Origin of the sequence: Paenibacillus sp. NPDC058898 (genome assembly GCF_049316025.1) — a bacterium.
Lineage (GTDB): Bacteria > Bacillota > Bacilli > Paenibacillales > Paenibacillaceae > Paenibacillus_AQ.
The window spans coordinates 287,055-307,171 of record NZ_JBMOSM010000001.1 but is presented as its reverse complement, the minus strand read 5'-3'; the positions used below and the strand labels follow the sequence as shown (position 1 = coordinate 307,171).

General features: G+C 46.3%; 16 protein-coding genes and 1 pseudogene. 7 read left to right on the top strand and 10 right to left on the bottom strand.

Annotation, left to right across the window (positions count from 1 at the left end; translation table 11 throughout):
- Positions 1-143 precede the first annotated feature (143 nt).
- On the bottom strand, positions 144-1,730 hold the full coding sequence (locus ACOZB4_RS01225; protein ID WP_379405241.1) for a bifunctional metallophosphatase/5'-nucleotidase: 1,587 nt from the start codon (positions 1,728-1,730) through the stop codon (positions 144-146).
- A gap of 177 nt (positions 1,731-1,907) precedes the next feature.
- On the opposite strand from ACOZB4_RS01225, the gene ACOZB4_RS01220 reads away from it, so the two are divergent.
- The 5 genes from ACOZB4_RS01220 to ACOZB4_RS01200 all read left to right on the top strand — a co-directional run bounded on the left by ACOZB4_RS01220 (position 1,908) and on the right by ACOZB4_RS01200 (position 5,571).
- Entirely contained in the window at positions 1,908-2,897 is a 990-nt protein-coding gene (locus ACOZB4_RS01220; protein ID WP_339273197.1) for a phosphate/phosphite/phosphonate ABC transporter substrate-binding protein, read from the top strand.
- A gap of 20 nt (positions 2,898-2,917) precedes the next feature.
- A complete protein-coding gene (gene phnC / locus ACOZB4_RS01215; protein WP_379405239.1) occupies positions 2,918-3,691 on the top strand; it encodes a phosphonate ABC transporter ATP-binding protein in 774 nt (257 codons plus the stop codon).
- On the top strand, positions 3,688-4,512 hold the full coding sequence (phnE, locus tag ACOZB4_RS01210) for a phosphonate ABC transporter, permease protein PhnE (RefSeq protein ID WP_379405236.1): 825 nt from the start codon (positions 3,688-3,690) through the stop codon (positions 4,510-4,512). Before phnC ends, phnE (ACOZB4_RS01210) begins: the two co-directional genes overlap by 4 nt.
- Positions 4,509-5,312, top strand: coding sequence for a phosphonate ABC transporter, permease protein PhnE (gene phnE / locus ACOZB4_RS01205; RefSeq protein ID WP_379405234.1), 804 nt, complete (start codon positions 4,509-4,511; stop codon positions 5,310-5,312). Before phnE (ACOZB4_RS01210) ends, phnE (ACOZB4_RS01205) begins: the two co-directional genes overlap by 4 nt.
- A gap of 76 nt (positions 5,313-5,388) precedes the next feature.
- A complete protein-coding gene (locus tag ACOZB4_RS01200; RefSeq protein WP_379405620.1) occupies positions 5,389-5,571 on the top strand; it encodes a DUF2524 domain-containing protein in 183 nt (60 codons plus the stop codon).
- 86 nt (positions 5,572-5,657) lie between these two features.
- On the opposite strand, the gene ACOZB4_RS01195 is transcribed toward ACOZB4_RS01200, so the two are convergent.
- Positions 5,658-9,176: a discoidin domain-containing protein gene (locus ACOZB4_RS01195; protein WP_379405232.1), complete on the bottom strand. Its 3,519-nt coding sequence runs from the start codon at positions 9,174-9,176 to the stop codon at positions 5,658-5,660.
- A gap of 230 nt (positions 9,177-9,406) precedes the next feature.
- The gene (locus ACOZB4_RS01190; RefSeq protein ID WP_379405230.1) at positions 9,407-10,153 is read right to left on the bottom strand and encodes a hypothetical protein; all 747 of its coding nucleotides are present in this window, start codon (positions 10,151-10,153) and stop codon (positions 9,407-9,409) included.
- 227 nt (positions 10,154-10,380) lie between these two features.
- Between ACOZB4_RS01190 and ACOZB4_RS01185 the strand changes: the two genes are divergently transcribed.
- Positions 10,381-10,956 carry a sigma-70 family RNA polymerase sigma factor gene (locus ACOZB4_RS01185; protein ID WP_379405228.1) on the top strand — a complete coding sequence of 192 codons (576 nt, stop codon included), beginning with the start codon at positions 10,381-10,383 and terminating at the stop codon, positions 10,954-10,956.
- Positions 10,946-12,001: a hypothetical protein gene (locus tag ACOZB4_RS01180; protein ID WP_379405226.1), complete on the top strand. Its 1,056-nt coding sequence runs from the start codon at positions 10,946-10,948 to the stop codon at positions 11,999-12,001. The genes ACOZB4_RS01185 and ACOZB4_RS01180 overlap by 11 nt, the downstream gene beginning before the upstream one ends.
- A 235-nt stretch (positions 12,002-12,236) precedes the next feature.
- On the opposite strand, the pseudogene ACOZB4_RS01175 reads toward ACOZB4_RS01180, so the two are convergent.
- The 7 genes and pseudogenes from ACOZB4_RS01175 to ACOZB4_RS01145 all read right to left on the bottom strand — a co-directional run.
- Positions 12,237-13,419, bottom strand: a pseudogene (locus tag ACOZB4_RS01175) (serine hydrolase); the annotation flags it as partial.
- On the bottom strand, positions 13,410-14,390 hold the full coding sequence (locus ACOZB4_RS01170) for an alpha/beta fold hydrolase (RefSeq protein ID WP_379405224.1): 981 nt from the start codon (positions 14,388-14,390) through the stop codon (positions 13,410-13,412). The pseudogene ACOZB4_RS01175 and the gene ACOZB4_RS01170, both read right to left, overlap by 10 nt.
- A gap of 176 nt (positions 14,391-14,566) precedes the next feature.
- Positions 14,567-16,021, bottom strand: a complete 1,455-nt coding sequence (locus ACOZB4_RS01165; protein WP_379405222.1) for an alpha/beta hydrolase family protein — start codon at positions 16,019-16,021, stop codon at positions 14,567-14,569.
- A gap of 117 nt (positions 16,022-16,138) precedes the next feature.
- A complete protein-coding gene (locus tag ACOZB4_RS01160; protein WP_379405220.1) occupies positions 16,139-17,119 on the bottom strand; it encodes an alpha/beta hydrolase in 981 nt (326 codons plus the stop codon).
- A 225-nt stretch (positions 17,120-17,344) separates the two neighbouring features.
- Positions 17,345-18,715 (bottom strand): sensor histidine kinase, encoded by a 1,371-nt coding sequence (locus ACOZB4_RS01155; RefSeq protein ID WP_379405219.1) that lies wholly within the window; start codon positions 18,713-18,715, stop codon positions 17,345-17,347.
- Positions 18,712-19,386, bottom strand: coding sequence for a response regulator transcription factor (locus tag ACOZB4_RS01150; RefSeq protein ID WP_339273179.1), 675 nt, complete (start codon positions 19,384-19,386; stop codon positions 18,712-18,714). The genes ACOZB4_RS01155 and ACOZB4_RS01150 overlap by 4 nt, the downstream gene beginning before the upstream one ends.
- A 181-nt stretch (positions 19,387-19,567) precedes the next feature.
- On the bottom strand, positions 19,568-20,035 hold the full coding sequence (locus tag ACOZB4_RS01145; protein ID WP_379405218.1) for a hypothetical protein: 468 nt from the start codon (positions 20,033-20,035) through the stop codon (positions 19,568-19,570).
- Between the last annotated feature and the right edge of the window lie 82 nt (positions 20,036-20,117).

The window sequence follows — 20,117 nt, the reverse complement described above, 5'->3', positions numbered from 1 at the left end:
TGAACTTGGACCCCTTCGCATCCGCAATCCCCCCTCAAGAGGGCTCAATAAATTAGTACGCAAGCCGTGATGGTAAGGACAGTTCCGTTAAACATGTTGATAGATTTAAAGCCTCTCTTTACATATAACAATTGTCCACCAAGCTAATTCCTCGCTATGACGATTTCCCAATTGTGATTACATGCAGACGCAATGTTTCCGCGCTTCGAGATATACCGTTCCACTAACTCCGCGCTGTCGATCAGAATCTCCCGAATCACTTCTTTCCCCTGAAACATGCTGTAATCCCCTCCGCCCCTTGCCCGGTAGCTGTTCATGACCACATCCAGCTCCATCTCGCCCGGCAAGTCGGCGCCGTTATATTTCAGCCTGCTGACCCTAGATCCTGGGGGCTCTGCAAGGTTTATTGTATATTCAATGCCTTCCCACATGTCGTAATTATAGTGCTGCGCTTTCGGCTTCACATATGCCGGGTTCACGGCAGGGGTCCCTTTTGGGCCGACCGTAAAATAACAGGCTGTCTGTTCCAGCGCATCCCGAATGTCGCGCCCGGTCAGACGCAGAACGACCAGCGTATTCGGATACATGAAATTCGTAAGGATATCCCGCCTTGTAATAATCTCTCCAAAGCCCTTGGAATCTTCACTTAGCAATGCCGCGCAGGATACATTGACTCCCGCATATTCCATTTGCACGCGATGGATGAACTCAATAAAGGGATGTTCCTCTAGCCGACAGGCGAATGAATCGTTCATGCTCATATCACCCTCTACCCGTCCGATCGGCTCGTCGAGCCATGCCTGGGTCCGGTCTTCTATATCCCGGCTGGAAGCGAGCAACACCGTGTCGGCCGTCGTCCCTGTCTCCGGTCGCAATAACTCGGCCCGCTTCTCCGCGATAATCCAGCGATCCTGCTCCCTGATCAGATCCAAGCTGAGCTTGCCAATGGCCTGTCCGTTGAAGCCGGGTTGGACCACCGTTACTCCATGCACCTGCCCGGCCAGCAGCCGATGCTGATGTCCGGTGATGAGCACATCAATGCCATCCACCTCAGCACACATGGCGTAAGCCTGGTTTTCCCCGGTGATGTTTTCCGCTGGTTCTCCGGTTTCTATATCGCGCTCAAATCCGCCGTGGTACGCCACGATCATCACATCAGGCTGCTCCTCCACACGGATGCGCGGCACCCATTCCTTCACGGTTTCCAAGGCATCATGGAATTCGAGAGCCTGAATATGGGACGGATTCTCCCAGCATGGAATGTAGTGCGTCGTCACACCCAACACCGCCACCCGGATGCCACCGATGTGCTTGATTAGATAGGGCTTTCCGAGGGCGGGCTCCCTGCTATCCTGCAACCGGATACCAGCAGAGAGCCAAGGAAACCGGGAATCCCGCACTGCTTGTCCGAGCGTCTCCATACCATAATTAAACTCATGGTTACCCGGAACGACTGCATCATAACCCATTTCATTCAGCGCACTAATCATAGGGTGGATATCGGTTCCTCTTTTTACTGCATAGGAAGCCAGCGGAGAGCCTTGAATCAAATCTCCGTTATCGATCAGAAGCAGGTCCGGATGTATATGCCGCTCTTCACGGATCAGGGACGCCAGCTTGCCGAGCCCTAGATTCCGTTCGTCTTGAGTCCGGTAATCCGTTGGGAACAGATGCCCGTGTATGTCGCTGGTAGCCAGCACGGCAATCGTCATTTTATTCGTCGAATTCATACCATCTCTCCTGTTCGTATCGTCTTCAAGCCATTCTATCAACCGAAATGCAGTTTTATATTAAAATTCCATGTCTTTACAAAAAGTTATCATTTCATTGACAGGCCATTAACACTCCCTCCGTATAGTGAAGCAGGTAAGACATATCATTTAACTTATAAAATGGAGGTCATTGCTTTGAAAAAATGGATGAAATTCACGATGCCCCTGTTATTGTCCTTCGCTGTCATCAGCGGATGCGGCGGTAATACCGACACCGGCGGCAAAGCCGCGGCGAACGCAGGCCAGGAGAACTCGCAAGGCACAAGCACAGGCAGCAGCACGGCTACAGAATCAACCGGGTATGTCCCTGAAAAACTGACCGTCCAATTTGTTCCTTCCCAGAATGCCGACACGCTTGAAGCCAAAGCCAAGCCGCTTGAAAAGCTGCTGTCCGACAAAATCGGGATCCCCGTTCAGGTCAGCGTATCAACTGACTATAACACGATTGTAGAAGCGATGGCTTCCAAAAAAGTAGACGTCGGCTTCCTGCCGCCAACCGCGTATGTTCTTGCCAAGGAGAAAGGCGCTGCCGAGGTTATTCTGCAGGCCCAGCGCTTTGGCGTAAAGGATGAAACTGGGGAGCCTACGGATGCACTTGTGGATTTCTACAAGGCGATGATGATCGTGAAAAAGGATTCCGCCATCCAATCCGTTGCCGACCTGAAGGGCAAAAAAATCGCCTACCAAAACGTGTCTTCCTCTGCCGGTTATGTATGGCCGGCCGCAGTTCTGATGGATAACGGAATCGACCCGTTGAAGGACGTCGAGCCGATTACGGTTAAAGGTCATGACCAAGCTGTCCTTGCTGTGTTGAACGGCGATGTCGATGCAGCAGCCATCTTCCAGGATGCCCGCAATGTCGTTAAGACCGATTATCCAACCGTGTTTGAAGATACGCGCGTACTGACCTATACGGAGAAAATTCCAAACGATACAATCAGCGTGCGCTCCGATATGAGCGCAGAATGGACCCAGAAGCTGCAGAATGCATTTATCGAGATCGGCCAGGACGAAGAAGGCCACAAAATCATTTCCGAAATTTACACCCATGAAGGATATGTAAAATCGGATGACACTCAATTTGAGATTGTCCGTGAATACGGCGAAAAGGTAAAGACTGAGTAAAGGATAAGGGACTGGGTGCCATGATTGAAATTCGCAATGTTTCGAAAAATTACGCTAATGGAACCAAAGGACTGAACCATATCAATCTGACGATCGGCCGCGGCGAATTCGTGGCGATCGTCGGGCTGTCCGGCGCCGGGAAGTCGACCCTGCTGCGGTCGATGAACCGGCTTCACGACATTACCGAAGGCGAAATCGTGATCGACGGTAAATCGATTACAGCGGCCAAGGGCAAAGAACTGCGCCGCATCCGAAGGGATATCGGCATGATTTTTCAGAGCTTCAATCTTGTGAAGCGCTCTTCCGTACTCCGCAATGTGCTCGCCGGACGCGTCGGATACCACTCCACCCTGCTCACCCTGCTTGGCCGATTTCCGAAGGCCGATGTGGATCTGGCCTTTCAGGCGCTGGACCGGGTAGGCATTGTCCAGAAGGCGTATGCCCGTGCCGATGAGCTGTCCGGCGGACAGCAGCAGCGGGTCGCGATTGCCCGAGTGCTCGCGCAGGAGGCCAAGATCATACTGGCGGACGAGCCGGTTGCTTCCCTCGATCCTTTGACCACGAAGCAGGTCATGGATGATCTCAAACGGATTAACACGGAATCCGAAATTACGACGATCGTGAATCTGCATTCGATCGATCTGGCCCGGCAGTATGCTACACGGATTATCGGATTACGCGCCGGGGAGGTTGTCTTTGATGGACCGGTATCGGAAGCGACGGACGAACAGTTTACGGAAATATACGGGCGGCCATTCGGCAAGGATGAGCTATTGGAGGAAACGGCTGTATGAAGATGGAACTGGAAACGGCGCCATTCAAGCAATCAGCTCAGGCTCCCCCTCCTCGCCCGAAACCGCCGGGTAAACTGAAGCATTACATGACAGCGGCTTTATTACTGCTTCTCGTCTGGGGTAGTGCGCTGCAGACGGACGCTACCTTCAAGGAGCTTGTGGAAGGACTGCCGAACATGCTTGACCTGCTGCGGGAAATGTTCCCGCCGAAATGGAGCTATCTCGACAACATTTGGGAGGCGATGCTGGAGACGATACGCATGGCGCTGATCGGGACGACGCTCGGCGCCATCCTGGCGGTTCCGGTTGCGCTGCTGTGTGCAGGCAATTTGGTCAAAAGCCGGTGGATCACCTATCCTGTTCGCTTCCTGCTGAACTTGATCCGGACCATTCCAGACCTTTTGCTTGCCGCTTTTTTTGTCGCGATATTGGGGCTAGGCCCGTTACCAGGGATTTTTGCCCTATCCGTCTTTTCACTGGGACTGATTGCTAAGCTCACCTATGAAGCACTGGAAGCGATAGACCCTGGCCCGCTGGAAGCGATGACCGCTGCCGGGGCAAATCTCGTGCAGTTGATCGTATACGGTGCAGTCCCGCAGATTCGGGCACATTTCGCTTCTTATACGCTGTACACCTTCGAAATCAATGTTCGTGCCGCTGCCGTGCTCGGTCTGGTGGGAGCTGGCGGGATCGGTCATTATTATGAAGTGACACTCGGATTTTTTGAGTACGACAAGACATGCATGATCATCATTTTCACCCTGATTGTCGTCCTGATGATCGACTATCTTAGTACAAAACTGCGGGAGAAATTGTTATGAGCAAATCATGGAACGACATCGTTCCCCAACCGAAAAAAAGCCGTCTCCGCTGGCTTATCTACGTCGTGCTGGCGATCGTTTATGTCTGGGCTTTCTCGGGGATCCCGTACTCTGGCATTAAAGAAACGGCAGGTCAGGTGACAAAAGCTATATTCTCCGGTCTGTTTTCACCCGATTGGGATTTTGTCTATTTACCAGACGGAGAGGATTTGCTGCGCGGTTTGCTGGATACGTTGGCGATTTCCATTCTAGGGACGATCATCTCGGCTGGCATCTGCATCCCATTCGCTTTCTGGGCCGCTGCCAACATGACCGGGTCCATATTCGCCTCCGGATCAGGCAAAGTGCTGCTCAGCCTCATCCGCGTCTTTCCTGAAATCGTAATGGCGCTATTGTTCATCAAGGCGGTGGGCCCCGGCTCTTTTGCAGGCGTGCTGGCACTCGGTCTGCATTCAGTAGGCATGCTCGGCAAACTGTTCTCCGAAGAGGTGGAGCAGATCGATACGGGCCCGACCGAAGCGCTGATCACTGCTGGTGCGACTAGGCTGCAAATTGTCCGGTTCGCCGTTGTGCCTCAGGTACTGCCCGGGTTTCTGTCGTATATCCTCTACCGCTTTGAAATCAACCTCCGATCCGCCACCATCCTCGGCATTATCGGCGCAGGCGGAATCGGGACACCGCTTATATTCGCGCTGAGCTCACGGAATTGGGACCGCGTCGGCATTATTTTGCTGGGGATTATCGTCATGATTACCTTGATTGATTTGATATCAGGGGCGATTCGAAAAAAGCTCGTTTAACCGAGGCCGTGAATAACTTTGGAAGTATCCTCCATACTAGTGAAGAACCACATCATACAATCAAGGAGGAACCATGATGATCGACAATTTGGAAAGCGACTATAACTGCGCGAAAGCCAGCGACGATCTCCACCAGCTAAAGCAAGAACTTGCCGCTCTGCGGGAACAGGGTGCTAAAGACCAAGAAACACAGGAACAACTCAACCGATTGGAGAATCAAATCTCCTTCATTATGAACAAGTGCGATATTAACCATTAACGTTCAATCCAACCTCTTCTTAGAGATCCCTCCATGATTAAAAAAAACCGTATCCGTGAAGGATACGAGTTTTTTTAATTTCGCTATTACTCCCCAATCTGCTTGATTAATGTCTTCATAGGATCAATCGGACGATTCGCGTCGTATGGATAGCGATTTAATACCTGAAGCAGTAATTGATGCAGCTTTGCGTTTTCGTTCACCTTCGTGAGAAGGAACTCCATCTTGGCAATCAGCTCCTTATATTCAGGGATGTTCCCCGGTGAATACACCTCAAACTCAAAGAACGAGTTGCCGAAGACGGTTGCCCTCTTCACGCCTTGGAACTTCACATATCGGGCTTGCTTCGTGTCGAACTCCAGAATGTCCAGTGTTCCCTTAGACTCTATGACGCCGCCTTCGCCGGAAATATTCTCCCAGTTCGTCTTGTCATCCGACACCAGAATCTGATACTTCTCCGCGTAAGCGCCCTGCCACTTTATAGTGACTTTATTTATTTCCTTTTTCTCTCCCAGATCCACAAGGAACCAGGCATCATCCACGTACGCACTGGACCAGCGGGTGGATTCATTGCCATCCACGGCCATATCAGGAGAATAATACGGAAATTCCGTTTCCGAGGACTCCGCCGACTTGTGAAGCGCAAGATTTTCCGTGCTCAACAGCTCGATCGCTTTGTTGTGGATGACAACATTATCCAGTACACCCTTAAACGCGTTCGTCTCGCTGCCGATTCGCAGCGTAGGCAGGACGAGCGTGTGCATTTTTGGATATTGCATTTCCAGCCGTTCCACATATTCGTCAAGATTGACGAACAGCGATACGCCTTTGTCATCGCCCTTCAGCAAAATATGCGTCCACTTATCTTCCGGGACAACATAGTTAAAGGTACTGTCATAATGCTCCTTGGTAAATCCGAGCTTTCCAGTCTTGCCTTGCTTCAGCTTCAAAGTTCCTGCAGGCGATTCCATCAATACGGCATCATCGGGATTGTTCTTGTCGGGCTTAATCCACATGGAAGCGGTCCACCCGAACCCAATCGCATCCACCGGCGTTTCGATATAACTCTTTCCTCCATTGAAGCGAACACCCTGCTGGTACTTGCCGTCCGTTATATCGACATTGACGCCTTTTCCGTCAAAGCCGTTGCCTGAATCATCTTTGAAGCCTTGCTCGAACAAATATTTCATGACCAGATGATCTTGATTGTTCACTGTAATTTTGTGAGAACGGTCAGCATTCGGCGCATCGCCAAGAATCTTCGTCCGCTGTTCAAATTGGGAGAAGGACTTGTCGTCTCTCGTCCCGGTCCACATCTTCTCTGCGACCACCTGGATTCCAGGCATTAAACGGATATGCGCATCGTCCATGGATACGCTGTTCGCATCGGACACGTCGTTCCACATCGAGAACATGCCGCCCTTCACGCGCGGATGGCCAAGCGGCAGCGTTGTGTTCTCCCATTTGTTCGGCTCCCACTCGTTATATAGGAATTGCGAGTTCAAGTAATTCCCATAGAGCGTAGGCACGATATACAAAAAGACATTTTGGGAGTTGATGACGTCATAACCGAGATCCACGGCCTGCTGCGGTGCACCATACGGTTCATACCAGATTCCCATCGTCGCATCATTACTGATCGGTGTGGTCCCGTTGTACATGGTCAAGCCTCCCCACATGATCGGATGCTTGCCCTTGCTATTGATATGCTTCACAAGGGTGTCCATGTACCAACGGAATCGCTCGATATCCGGTCCCCAGTATTCATCCGTGCCGATGTGCACTTCAGGCCCGACAAAGGTCGGATCGCTTCCATCCAAGTATTCATTGAACAAGCTTTTGACAAATTCCACCGTTTCGGGCTTGGAAATATCCAATCCCCGCTCATCCCCGAGTGCCGGATTATAGGAAGTGAATGCGCGGGAATGTCCAGGCGTATCAATTTCTGGAACCACGTTGATGCCATAATCCATAGCCAACAATTGCAGCTCCTTGAATTCTTGCTTCGTGTAGTGCCCGTTCCCGCTTGCAAGTCCGGGATACATGGTGCTCTCCAAGCGATATGCTGCCGTCGTTCCATCCGCGAACGGAGTCCCTACATCATCGTTCAAGTGGATTTGAAACATATTCATTTTGTACCAAGACAACTGCTTTACATAGTCCCGCAGGAAATCGATCGTAAAATATTTGCGGGCAACGTCGATCATAAGTCCCCGCTTCTCATACTTCGGGTAATCCCTCGCTTCCCCGCGCGGAATCGTGCGATCCTCGTTCTGCTTGATGATTTGGAGCGCCGTTCTCGTGCCGAAGAAGGCCCCTGTCGCCGAAGACGAGGTAATTGAAACGTACTCACTCACCTTGAACACGTTCCCTTCATCCCCAAGCCAGGACAAGGACGGATCAATAGCTAAGTAGAGATCGCCGGATTGCGGCTGCCCTGCTGTCACTTCCAGCTCATATCCTGTGAGATCCAACAGATCATCGCGCGTGATCTCCGCTGCCTTGCGCAATACCGACTCATCCTTCGGGTCCACCACTATGCGCGAGGATTCGGTTAATGTGTAATTGCCTGAGTCTCCATACCACTCACGCAGCGAAGGGATGACATCCGGCTCGGCATTGCGATCCGGTGTTTGCTCATGCAAGCCCGGAACGATGACAGTCATATTGTCCGACAGCAGTTTCCGATCCGGTTGGTTCAGATCCTCCACTTGGATGATCAGATTCACCTTGGCGTCTACAAGCGGGGTACGGATATTTCCTTCAAGGTCAATGACAGGGAGCCTGTCGCTTCCAAATACACTCACGCTGTATCCATCCGGCACCTCTGCTGCAGACCAATCCAGCTTGGTTTGTCCGGCTTGCACGTTCAGAACATCAGCAACCCTATCGATCACAGATTGCAAATCATTCAACTGATACACTTCAAATTCATAAAAGGAATAGCCGTACAGCGTTCCTTCGACAGGCGCTCGCTTAACGCCCTGGAATTTCACGTAACGAGCCTCAAGCGAAGGGAAATCGACGGTTTCCACGCCTCCCTTGCATTCGATAATTCCGTCATTGTCCTTGACATTGACCCAGGTCTGAGCGTCATCCGACACAAGAATCTTGTATGTATCGGCTGGAGTTTGCCAGCGAATGACCACTCGGTCGAACGATTTCTTCTCGCCCAGATCAACATAGAACCACTGATCGTCTTCTATAGCCGAGGACCATCTTGTATTGCCCTTGCCGTCAACCGCCAAGTCAGGCGTCAAATAATCCACTTCATTACCCGATGAAAAAGCTGGAGCATTCAGGGCAAGATTCGTCCCGCTGAATGTTGCCTCTGCAAGGAGGCGAGCCGCTTCATCATCCGATTGTCCATTGGGCATTATATTGCCGTCCTTGTCATACACGACATCTGTAACGCTTGGTGGTGTGTCATTCTTGTTGTCAGGAAAGGTTATTATTGCGCCAGTATCGCTGCTTTCAACATTCCCGCTCTCTTGTTTCGTCTTCGCCTGTGCGCTTGCAGGTTGAACTGCCACAAATGCAAAAGTCATCCCTACAACCAAACTCAACAGTAGACAAACGATCTTCATATAAATGGTTTTCTTCATCAGTTCCCTCCATATTATTCAGTATTGAAATACACGTATTAATTTTGAATTCACCACTCCTTTTCAAATGCGCAACCTCCAAAGTAAACGCTTACTTTATATGAACATTTCTATAATATTACAAAAAGGTGCAAGTAGGAAGGATTTTATTTCCTACTTGCACCCTATTTCACTCAAAACCTTTTATATTTGTCTTCTATATCAATTTAAAACTTAATATGGTTATTTTTTCACTTTTTGACCGCCGTTTTAGCCATTTTAATCAGGTCTACTTCTGTCAACGGATTACCCGGATTGGTTGAGATGCTGAATGACTTGCCATTTTCGATCCAGGAAAGCGTGTTGGTTATAAATTCCTTACCAAGCTTGGGATGCTTCTTTTTCACTTCCTCAGCGGTTGTATAGGTATACCCTTTCTGCTTCTTTTCTTTCGGATCAAGCCGTGTGCTTTGAAATGTAACATAATCGGTTCCGTTCTTATATTGTAATGAAATCATGCTTGATTTCGTCCAATTCACTTTTTTGGAATGGACCTGCTTTTTCAGCTTTTTAGCTTCTGCCTTCAATTCATTATGATATTCACTGCTGTATGGACCGAGTATTTCCCCCGATACAAAGCGATAATTCTCTGGCAGTTTATTCGGCTCTTTCAGTACCGGTTCTTTTAAAGTAGAGGCTTTCTTCCAATAATCATCATAGGTAGTGTACTCTGGATGAATGTTCCCCATAGCGAACGTCTCCAGACCTTTTCTATTGGTCTGTTCATTGCTTACGTATACCATATAAGAGTCATCCGGATTCTCCTTAAGCAATTTACTAATTTTGGCTATTTCCTCCTTTTCCAATTGTGCCACTTTGCTCACAGCGGCTGCCGTGCTTGCAGGTTTCCCTGGTGCTCCCTCCGCGGCAATATTCATGGCGCCCAGCATCAATACGCCGCTTAGCGCAGCAACTGTTATTTTCATACTTTTGTTCATAGGTCATTTCTCCTTGTGGTTTCTTTTTTCAATGTATATAACAATACCGAACAAGACTTTTGTGACATTGACACCTAGCTAAATAGTCGAATGTAAACGGACTGTATAATAGTTAGGTAGCTGGATTCACCTACTCGTTCTCGAAAAAAATAAATAAAAAACCCGAACTTTTTTTTGATATAGAGACAATATAGTGTGTAAGCTGCTTACCCAGGAGGGCCCTCTGAATGCAAAGTGAATATATGTACGAATTACTCAAGCAAATGAAAGACGGTGATCAACAAGCGTTTCATACGATGTATGATGCCACCTATCAGGACGTCTACCGAACCGTCTCCTTTCTGGTGGATCATCAGCAGGATCGGGAAGATGTCATGAATGAGATTTATATGCAAATGTGGACGTCACTTGCCAATTATGATACGAATCGACCTTTCCATTTCTGGCTGCACGGCTTGGTCATCCGTCAAGTGCAGAGATTTCGGGTCAAGCGCTGGCGGAGATTCCGAATATTTGAACGCATCCGTTCCTTCTCTCGGGAAGAGTCGCACTGGGATCAACCTTCTGTGTTGATGGACGGCACGAACCAAATGATATCGCAGGCAATGCAAAAATTGACTGATAAACAGCGAACGGTGATGATCCTCCGATTTTTTCACGACTATACGCTGGAGGAAATCGCGACATTGCTCGAAATTCCAGTGGGTACAGTCAAGTCCAGATATCATGCAGGCATCCGGGCGCTTCGAAAAAACATATGGAGTCTCCCCCCAGAAAGGATGGAAGAGATCAATGACTATTGAACGCAATATCCGTGAACATCTGCACAAAGAAGCAGAAACGATGGATTGCCCACCGGCAATTTCCAACCGAATAGCACGATCCTATTCACAATATTTGCAACAAAAAAGGAGCGAGAAACCTATGAAAAAACGACTAATTGCTGGAATCGTTACAACTGCCATTTTGATTCCAACCGCAGCATTTGCTGCCCCTACTCTGATTGAAATGCTGACCAGAACACCGATGACGGCTGAACAAGTCAAGACGGATGAGGTTGGCAAAGCAACACTTGAGAAGCTGTATCGCGCATTCCCTGAAACAAAATCGTTTGAGATTATCGAGGCAAGCAACGTTCAAGGTGTTCAAACCAGCATCATCCTCCAGGAAAAAGGGGGAATCGGCAAAAAAATTACCCTTCATACAAACAGTACGACAGGTGAGGTTGAACACGTGATTCAAGAGAATTGGGAGCCTAAGGAGAAGCCACTCACTGCTTTAACCGACCAGGACATCAAGTCGAAGGTTGATCTTCTCATAAATAAAATGTATGGCAATATCGAAGAGTATGAATTTGCTATGGAGCAAATGGAGAACCCGGATCAGAAAACGTTGATGCTAAACTACTCCCAAAAGGGGTCAACAACTCCCTTCTACCAGGTATTCGTTCAGGGCAATTCAATCAGTGTTTCACGGATTGGAGGTGTGACCTCATCTTCAAACAGTAAAGTAGAAGGTTTCTTCTCTACTAATGGTAAGCCTGATTATTTTGCAGATGCCTATTTAAATGATGATAAACTCTTTTCTTTACTTAATATGAGTCCAACCGAATTAAAACAAGAATTAGCAAAAGGTAAATCTGTGGTGGAGATTGCAGCATCTAAAAATATCTCGAAGCAACAAGTTGTGGATGTCATTGCAAAAACACAGGTTGATTTGCAAATCCAAGCTGAAGCTAATGGCGAAGTTCCTAACAACAACCTTTCAAATGAACAAATGTTAAAAGCTATTGAACCAAAAGTATTACAAGTTATTGAATACAAAACGGTAACACCATCGAAGAAATAACGAGTTGATGGGGCTTCAAAAGCGTTGAATAATACTACGAAAGAGATTCATAAATCGTAACTCATTTATCAAACAAAAGCCGGATTCCTTAAAGTAGGAAAATCCGGCTTTTTAACTATGGATCCATCCTGAGCGTAAATTTTCGTTAAATGGTTGGCCGTACTCCTTTTACTTCTTTCATAATTTCATCTCTCCTGTTAAGGATGTTGTGCAGCCGTTCGGAAATCCATTAATTTTACTTATTCAATGAAATTTCAAATTTGGAACCGACCTCACCTGCAAATACAATGCTGCCGTTCTCTGGTAACACGACCTGATTCTTACCGCTAACCACGGTGTGGTTGATGCAATACCCGCTTGGTCGTAGACAGCAAAGGCGCCATTTGAAGGCATTTGAACGGTCATGACCTTCCCACTGGCAGCTGCGGGAACGGATTACCATTTGGCATAGCCGTCCGCTTCGATCGTAGCCGAAGAACCTTTACCGGCATAGAGTGGTTTTACAAGTTCTTCACTAGCGTATATACTACCCACTGCTGTAAGATACTCGATTCCGTCCTTTGTGAATAAATGGATTTCCATCGTGTCACGACCAGCCATGCCAGGGATCCGATATATAGGATCGGGACCACAAGTAGGTACGCCCGTTTTTTCTCCACAACGAATTTCACCTTTTCAGTACCTTCATCGTTTACAAAAGTACCATCAGCCGTATACGTGTATTGTTGAGCAGGACTATTTGGAGCTGTGAGCGTGGATAAAGACATTTGTCAGGTAGGATTCATTTCTACCTTCATGACCACATTATTACCACCGTAAATACCTGCATACTGGGATATTTCCTTCGGTATAGTTGCTTTTACAGGCACACCAAACGATTTCTCCGGCTTCCGTTCCTTAATGATATCCTTTTCCTCAAGGGCGCTAAGCAACAGTTCACTCGCAATGAATTGATCTGTTGCGCTTGAACCGCCTGAAGAAGTAACTGCTGCAGCCATGTTGTATTCCGGGAGCACGACTAATGATGAATGATACAGTATGGTGTCTCCACCTTTCGTTACGGCCTGGATGCCGTATTCGTTGAATGGAAATAAGTTCACACTATCCCATCCTAACCCGTAAGAGAGAGACGAATCGCTATCCTCTGGCCAGATGCCTCTTTTGTACTCTTCTTGTGTCATCGCTTCTACCGATTTCTATGACAGAATCCCATGGCCTTGTCCCGTGAAGATTTGCGAGAATTTGGCGAGATCTTCCGCTGTGGAGTAGATGCCTCTCGTGGCAATGATGTTATAATTTTCTTTTGGAAGTTGTCCCTCATACAGTGACGAATAGATCCCGGCCATTTTCGCTGGATCCACCAGATCCTGCGGAGTTTTGGTATGGGTCATGTCCAGTGGCTCATTACCTATTTTATTCCTTCCATAAATTCTCTAAAGTTCTCTACGATTTCTTTGGCTTTGGTACGATGGATGTAATGATCTGCCTCGAACAGCATCACTTTCCCATGCACCGAATTTTTAACTTGCGCTTCATGCTCGGGTACCCATCGATCCGTTACAGGATGATTCGCTTGGATAAAGAAAATAATAGGAAGATTTGTGGGGAATGAGACGCTTTCAGCTGCTTTAAAGTTAGAATGCATACGTTCAACTTCATTTATTATGTTAGGATTAAACATGTTTTTGTGCATAAGAATTCTCATTTGTTCTTTCGTTCCATCATCATAGGGCAGTGCAGCCAATGGGTCCGTACCCAATTTCATAACCAATCTGGAGAGACCTGATTTTTTGAGCCATTTAACCATTTTTAGTTGGGAGGATTCAATCTTCTCCGTAAGCGTCGGAACACTGCTATCGAGCCCGACAAATGCAATAACCTCGTTTTCGTATTTATTTACATAATCGAGTCCGTAAACGCCTGAAATGGAGTGCCCCATGAGAATATAACGTTCAAAGTTAAGACCTTGTAAGGCATCATGAATTTCACTGACAATATTCTCTGTGGTCCGTTCCTTTTCGGTTACATCACTTAATCCATAACCAAAAGGCTCAACAACGACGACTTTGTAGAAAGGTGATAGCTCTTCGATTAGCGGCTTAAAATCCAGTGCGGGTGCCGCTGTTGCAAGACCAGATAGGAGTACGACGGTTTCTTCGCCTGTTCCTTGGATCAGAACATTCATATTTTTTCCGTCTACTGCTACGTGCTGGCCGTAGGGCTCTAATCTTTTTGATTCCGATTGATTGCATAAAATATTAACGATATAAACAATGCCTAGAAAAAGCACGATAGCTATCATTATTGCTCCGATGACTTTAAGAATCATGTTTCGTGCTTTACTGGTCCTCGTTCGATTCCTCGTTTTCATTTCCGCTTGGTGTACCATTCGCATCTTCTCCTGTTCTTACATCTGTTTATTGGGTTAGCCTAAAAGAGGCCTGCGAAAGAAAGTGTAACCAATGAACGTTTTCAGCAATTTCTTTGAATTGGGTATGGTGTAAGTAATGGGATCCATCCATGGTTATTACTTTTCCATGTACCGAGCCTTTGATCTGCCCTCGGTTAGAGGTCTTCCGGCTTTATAAATTTCACCTCTGGATACTTGTCGCTCGGACCCTGAATCAGATTTCCACCCGTTCCTTTCAATTGCTTGTTAAAGAAATCGAGTACATATTGATTTACTATGCTTGAACCTCTTTTACCATCTATATCTCCTGTTATCCCAGTCAGTTTAATCAACGGAGAATAGAATTGAAGGTCCGTGAAATTGAAGTGTTGTGTTCCTTCTACATAAATCACATCCCCCCCCTGATTGATAACATTTTTCATAATGTGCAGCTCATCTGAAAGAGATTTAGTTACTTCGTCATCCGAATTTCTATCATTATCAAAATTGGCTAACCAGTCTTTAAAATTTCCCGATCTGATGAACATAAACGGCTTGTTGATATCATCTCTATTTTCCACTTCATATAACGACCCATCCATATTAACCCCGGCCTTGATTCGATGATCCAAATAAGTTGTATTAAACGCTGTTGCACCCCCAAAAGAATGCCCCATCACGCCTATGTTATTTAAATCGATTTTCCCTTTGAATTGACTTTCAATTGCACCTGAATTCAGCTTTTCAATTTGATTGATTACAAACTCTACGTCTTGCGTCCATATATTTCCTACTTCCCTGCGATCTTCTACGGTGGTCATCTTTGTTTTATAATCCGTTACACGGCCATCCGGAAAAATGGTAGCAAAGGTGCTATACGTATGATCAATTGTGACCACGATAAAACCATGACTGGCCAGATTCTCGGCCTGTGATGCATGTAGAACTCTACTGGTTCCCATACCATGAGATAGTAGTACCACGGGATAAGGACTTGCAGAAGGTAATATTTCTACATTTTCATAAGAGTTGGTTTGACTATACTTCCAGTAGTCGAGCACAAATTCAGGCAGTTTTAAAGAAGTAGAGAAGCTCTGAATATACTTTTTGAACCTCTCTTTATCTTTTGGAAACAGCGTGTCACGCTTGTTGTTATTGCTGTTTTCAGTAGGGTACCAAACTTGAACCATTAGTTCCCTCTTATCACTTTGATCTTCAGTTAAGACTTCCTCTCTGTTCTGATCTGTAAAGTGAAGAGTTTGAGTACCTACTTTCTCTGGACCATCAAGCTTCGGCAAATTAAAGACTGGCAAGTATACAGACAAGCCCGTAGATACAACAAGTAAAATGACGATCAAGGAAGATAAACTATATTTCAACAGCTTTCCTATTTTTAGATTCACCATCTTACCTGAATGCCTTAATGAAACGATGAGTATGAATAGTACCGTCATGATATATACCAAAAGCAACTGCCATCTGTATCCCTCAACAAACAATTGAACTACGAATATAACGCCACTTCCTATACACAAACCCCATCCTGTTTTCTTTGCACTTCTTTTCATAAACAATAGATCTACGAGTAAAGCGAAACAGGATAGAACTAAAAGTATTTCAAATAATCTCATTTGAATTCCTCTCTCTCATCACGGACATCGGCCGAATTGGACATACTATGGAAAAACCGTCCCCCAGGACGGCTTTTCATATTCATTAATACACACGAGTAGACTTTTACAGGATATTTACTTCTCTTCGTTCATAAATGCTCTAACGTCCTCAGCGATTTCTTTGAATTTGGTATGGTGCAAATAATGGGATCCATCCATGGTTATTACTTTTCCATGTACCGAATCTTCGATCTGCCCTTCATGCAGAGGTATCCATCCTTCTATATCTTGATTATCCGCTTGTACAAAGAGTAGAAGTGGAAGATCTTCAGGGAAGGTTAAACCTTGAGCCCCTTTGAAATTGGAAGAAATATGGTCCATCTCATTCAACATCGTGGAACTATTTGAGTTTTTATTCGACAGCATTTTCATCTGCTCAACGGTGTGATCATCAAATGGGAGTCCGGTATAAGGGTCACTGCCAAATTTGACAGCCAATCTTTGGAGACCTGATTTTTTGAGAAATGCAAACGTCTTTAATGGGAATTTAACATCCATGCCTGGTTGTGTTGGAACACTGCTGTCAATTCCGACGAATGCAGTTACCTCATCCGGAAATTTGTTCACATAATCAATTCCGTAAATCCCTGTAATTGAGTGGCCCATGAGGATGTATTTATTAATGTTAAGCTGCTGTAGAGCTTCATGAACTTCACTTACGATATTCTCTGTGGTTCGTTCTTTTTCAGTTCCATCACTTAATCCATAACCAAAAGGCTCGACCGCCACAACTTTGTAATATGGAGATAGCTCATCGATGAGCATCTTGAAATCAAGCGCTGGTGCAGCTGTTCCATAACCTGGCAGAAGCACGACCGTTTCCTTACCTTCGCCTTGAATGAACACATTCATATTTTTCCCGTCTACAGATACGTGCTGGCCGTAGGACTCTATCTTTTTCGCCTCTGAATTACTACTGATCACATTCGTGATATAAACAATACCTAGAAACAGAACAATGGCAATTACGATTGCTCCTAGTATTTTAAGTATCATGTTTCGTACTTTTTTGGCCCTCGATCCATTCTTCGCTTTCTTTTCCTCTGGTTTTGTCACTCTCATCTTCTCCTGTCTTGAACTGTTTGTTGAGTTTTCTTCTTTGCTACTAATGAAATCTTAACCAATGAAAATGTACTCCCCGTGACGTCAATATGAACGGAGTATGAACAAGCAAAAAAATGCTACGGTCACATACAAGAGAGCTTGTACGTGAGCCGCAGCATGGAGAAGGTTAATTCCGAAAATTTTAATCTTCAATAATTGGATAGACTTTCTGTGAATCTAACTATCGGTTGGTGTAGTGATTGGTAACGTAACAATAAAGGTCGTTCCTTGACCGGGTTCACTTTCCACTCGGACGTCACCTTGATGCAGCGATACGATCTTCTTCACGATGGCAAGACCCATACCGCTGCCGCCATACTTACGACTATGGGAACGATCGGCCTTGAAAAAACGCTCGAATATACGCTTCTGATCTTCCAGGGGAATACCGATGCCCGTGTCGGATATTCGGACGGTCACGTTTTTGATATCTTGGTTGATGCTGACGTTAATCAAGCCGCCATTCTTGGAGAATTTGATGCTATTGCCGAGGATATTCGTCCATACCTGATTCAACTGGTCATGATCAGCCGTTACTTTAACGTTCTGTAAATCAAGCTCAAAATGAATGTTGCGAGCTGACCATTGCGGTTGGAGCGCGACGATGACTCGCCTAATCTGTTCATCAAGACTGACTGTGACGAGCCGCAGCTGCTGTGACTGCGATTCAAGCATACTCAGCTTGAGTAGGCTATCACTCATGGTGGACATCCGCTTCGCTTCAGCGATGATAATATCGAGATACCGGCTTCGTTCTTGATCGGACAGGTCCACTTGCTTGAGCGCTTGAGCATAACCGGATATCGAGGTGAGCGGGGACTGTACCTCGTGCGACACGTTCGTTACGAACTCCCTGCGCATCTGCTCAAGTTGCTGCAGATCATGCATCATGTCTTCGAAACTGCGAGCCAACGTACCCAACTCACTCGTTTGCTTAATATTCAGCTTGACGTTGAAATCTCCAGCTGCAATACGCTTAGTGGCTTTTGTTAGCTTTTTGATCGGTCTGACCAGGAATACAGAGGCAATGAGAATCAATAAGCTTCCTGCAATCAACGAGCAGGTTGCAAAGATCAATCCCCACTTAGCGACAAAAGAGGAAGAAGGGGGGGCGAGCGTTTCCAAAAACATCGCTTTCGTTCCCGTTTCCGTTTTTAAAGGCAACCCTAAGAGAACCGTAGCAATACCATTCGGCGTGTCTTGAACAACGCCTCCATCGATGACTTTCTTTAACTGCTCCATCGTCACCGTAGCAGGTTTGTGTCCGTTAAGTTTACCGTAAGACTGGAACTCTCCCGTTGCTTCGTAAATCCGAATATGATAAGAATCGAGCTGCTTCATTCCACTTACGAACGAGTCCGCTTCACTTAACGGCAGGGTCTTGTAAATCTGCACGATGTCTTGTCCAAAGTTGCGCAAGTTGATTTGAGCGTTTTGGTTCAATTTATCTTCGAATATCCAAGTGGACATAAAAAAAGAAATGATCGTGCCCGCAATGACGGAGACTAGAAATGTCAGGACCACACGGATATATAAAGACTTAATCATTCGTAAACCTCAAGCCGGTAGCCAAGTCCACGAACCGTTTCGATCCGAAAATCAGATGTAGCCGCAAACCGTTCGCGCAAGCGTTTGATATGTACATCTACGGTTCGATCATCTCCAGCATAATCAATCCCCCAAATTTGATCGATCAATTGTTCGCGCGTATAGACTTGTCCGGGTGTACCAGCAAGCTTATACAGCAATTCGAACTCCTTGAGCGGCAGCGTGAGCGCCTCTGTTCCTCTCATCACCTTATAGGTTTGCCGATCAAGTGTAACGCTTCCTAACTGAATCGTCTGTGTAGAGCCGATCCGGTATCGTTTAAGTAATGCTCTCACACGCACCGTTAACTCCAATGGATCGAAAGGTTTGGTCAGGTAATCGTCTGTTCCAAGTTCGAATCCTTTTACCTTCTCCCATGTTTCGCCTCTCGCTGTCAGCATAAGTATCGGAAGATCAGGATTAACTCTTCGGAGCTCTTTGCACAACGTCCAGCCATCCATATTCGGCATCATAATATCGAGCACGACAAGATCAACATGCGTTGAGGCATAGACGTTCATTGCTTCCTTGCCGTCCGCGGCCTCCGCCGTTGTGAATCCGTCGTTCCTTAGAAATAAACAGACGAGTTCGCGAATGTTCGCATCATCGTCAGCAACCAGTATAGTAGGCATCCGTTCCCTCTTTCCCATCTCATATTGAAGTAACCATTTTACTATAAGTATAATGAATCACTCCCATACTACCTAATCATCATACCCGGAATTATCATGGAATGCACCTCGAATGCTTTCTTCCCTGCACAAATCAGCGGCTGATTCCGTAGAAACAGCCGCTGATTCCATTTCGTTTCAGTTAATTAACAATCTGCCCTGGGTTAAGGAGCATCGCCGCATCACGCAACAAATATTCAGCAACTTCGGCGGAGATATGATTTCTTGTTTGTGCATGGACTTCTGAAATGAAGCTGCGTAGATTTTGATTTTGCAATTTTTTCAGCAGACTGTTAGCAATCCCTTTGTTGTTAATTGTGCCCTCGTCTGCGAAACGTTGAACCAGTTCCTCTAGAGCGGCATAACTTGTTTTCACTTGAAAATCTACAGATTTTGTAGATGTATTCCCTGCTAAATCAATAGCTTTTACCGTAAACGTATGTGTACCCAGCTCAAGTTTGCATAAAGGAATATCTGTTAAAGCGGTGAGTGCTTTTCCATCCAACATGACTTCGGTTTTTGCTTGGTCGACACCTGACAGAATGTCTGCCACTTCGAATATAAAAGGCGACAGAGGATTGATTCCTCTGCCGCCTTGTCTTTCGTACATTCAGTTTTTCTTGATTGCGGTACTGCGGCTCACAACCGGATCACGACACATTTTCCGGCTTGTCCGATTTCCGTTAAGTTAA

Coding starts and splice junctions, on each gene's coding strand:
- ACOZB4_RS01190 (WP_379405230.1), bottom strand. CDS start 10,153: ATGAACAAAAGTATGAAAATAACAGTTGCTGCGCTAAGCGGCGTATTG.
- ACOZB4_RS01165 (WP_379405222.1), bottom strand. CDS start 16,021: ATGAGATTATTTGAAATACTTTTAGTTCTATCCTGTTTCGCTTTACTC.
- ACOZB4_RS01155 (WP_379405219.1), bottom strand. CDS start 18,715: ATGATTAAGTCTTTATATATCCGTGTGGTCCTGACATTTCTAGTCTCC.
- ACOZB4_RS01170 (WP_379405224.1), bottom strand. CDS start 14,390: ATGGTACACCAAGCGGAAATGAAAACGAGGAATCGAACGAGGACCAGT.
- phnE (WP_379405236.1), top strand. CDS start 3,688: ATGAAGATGGAACTGGAAACGGCGCCATTCAAGCAATCAGCTCAGGCT.
- ACOZB4_RS01145 (WP_379405218.1), bottom strand. CDS start 20,035: ATGTACGAAAGACAAGGCGGCAGAGGAATCAATCCTCTGTCGCCTTTT.
- ACOZB4_RS01195 (WP_379405232.1), bottom strand. CDS start 9,176: ATGAAGAAAACCATTTATATGAAGATCGTTTGTCTACTGTTGAGTTTG.
- ACOZB4_RS01225 (WP_379405241.1), bottom strand. CDS start 1,730: ATGAATTCGACGAATAAAATGACGATTGCCGTGCTGGCTACCAGCGAC.
- ACOZB4_RS01200 (WP_379405620.1), top strand. CDS start 5,389: ATGATCGACAATTTGGAAAGCGACTATAACTGCGCGAAAGCCAGCGAC.
- ACOZB4_RS01180 (WP_379405226.1), top strand. CDS start 10,946: ATGACTATTGAACGCAATATCCGTGAACATCTGCACAAAGAAGCAGAA.
- phnC (WP_379405239.1), top strand. CDS start 2,918: ATGATTGAAATTCGCAATGTTTCGAAAAATTACGCTAATGGAACCAAA.
- ACOZB4_RS01150 (WP_339273179.1), bottom strand. CDS start 19,386: ATGCCTACTATACTGGTTGCTGACGATGATGCGAACATTCGCGAACTC.
- ACOZB4_RS01185 (WP_379405228.1), top strand. CDS start 10,381: ATGCAAAGTGAATATATGTACGAATTACTCAAGCAAATGAAAGACGGT.
- phnE (WP_379405234.1), top strand. CDS start 4,509: ATGAGCAAATCATGGAACGACATCGTTCCCCAACCGAAAAAAAGCCGT.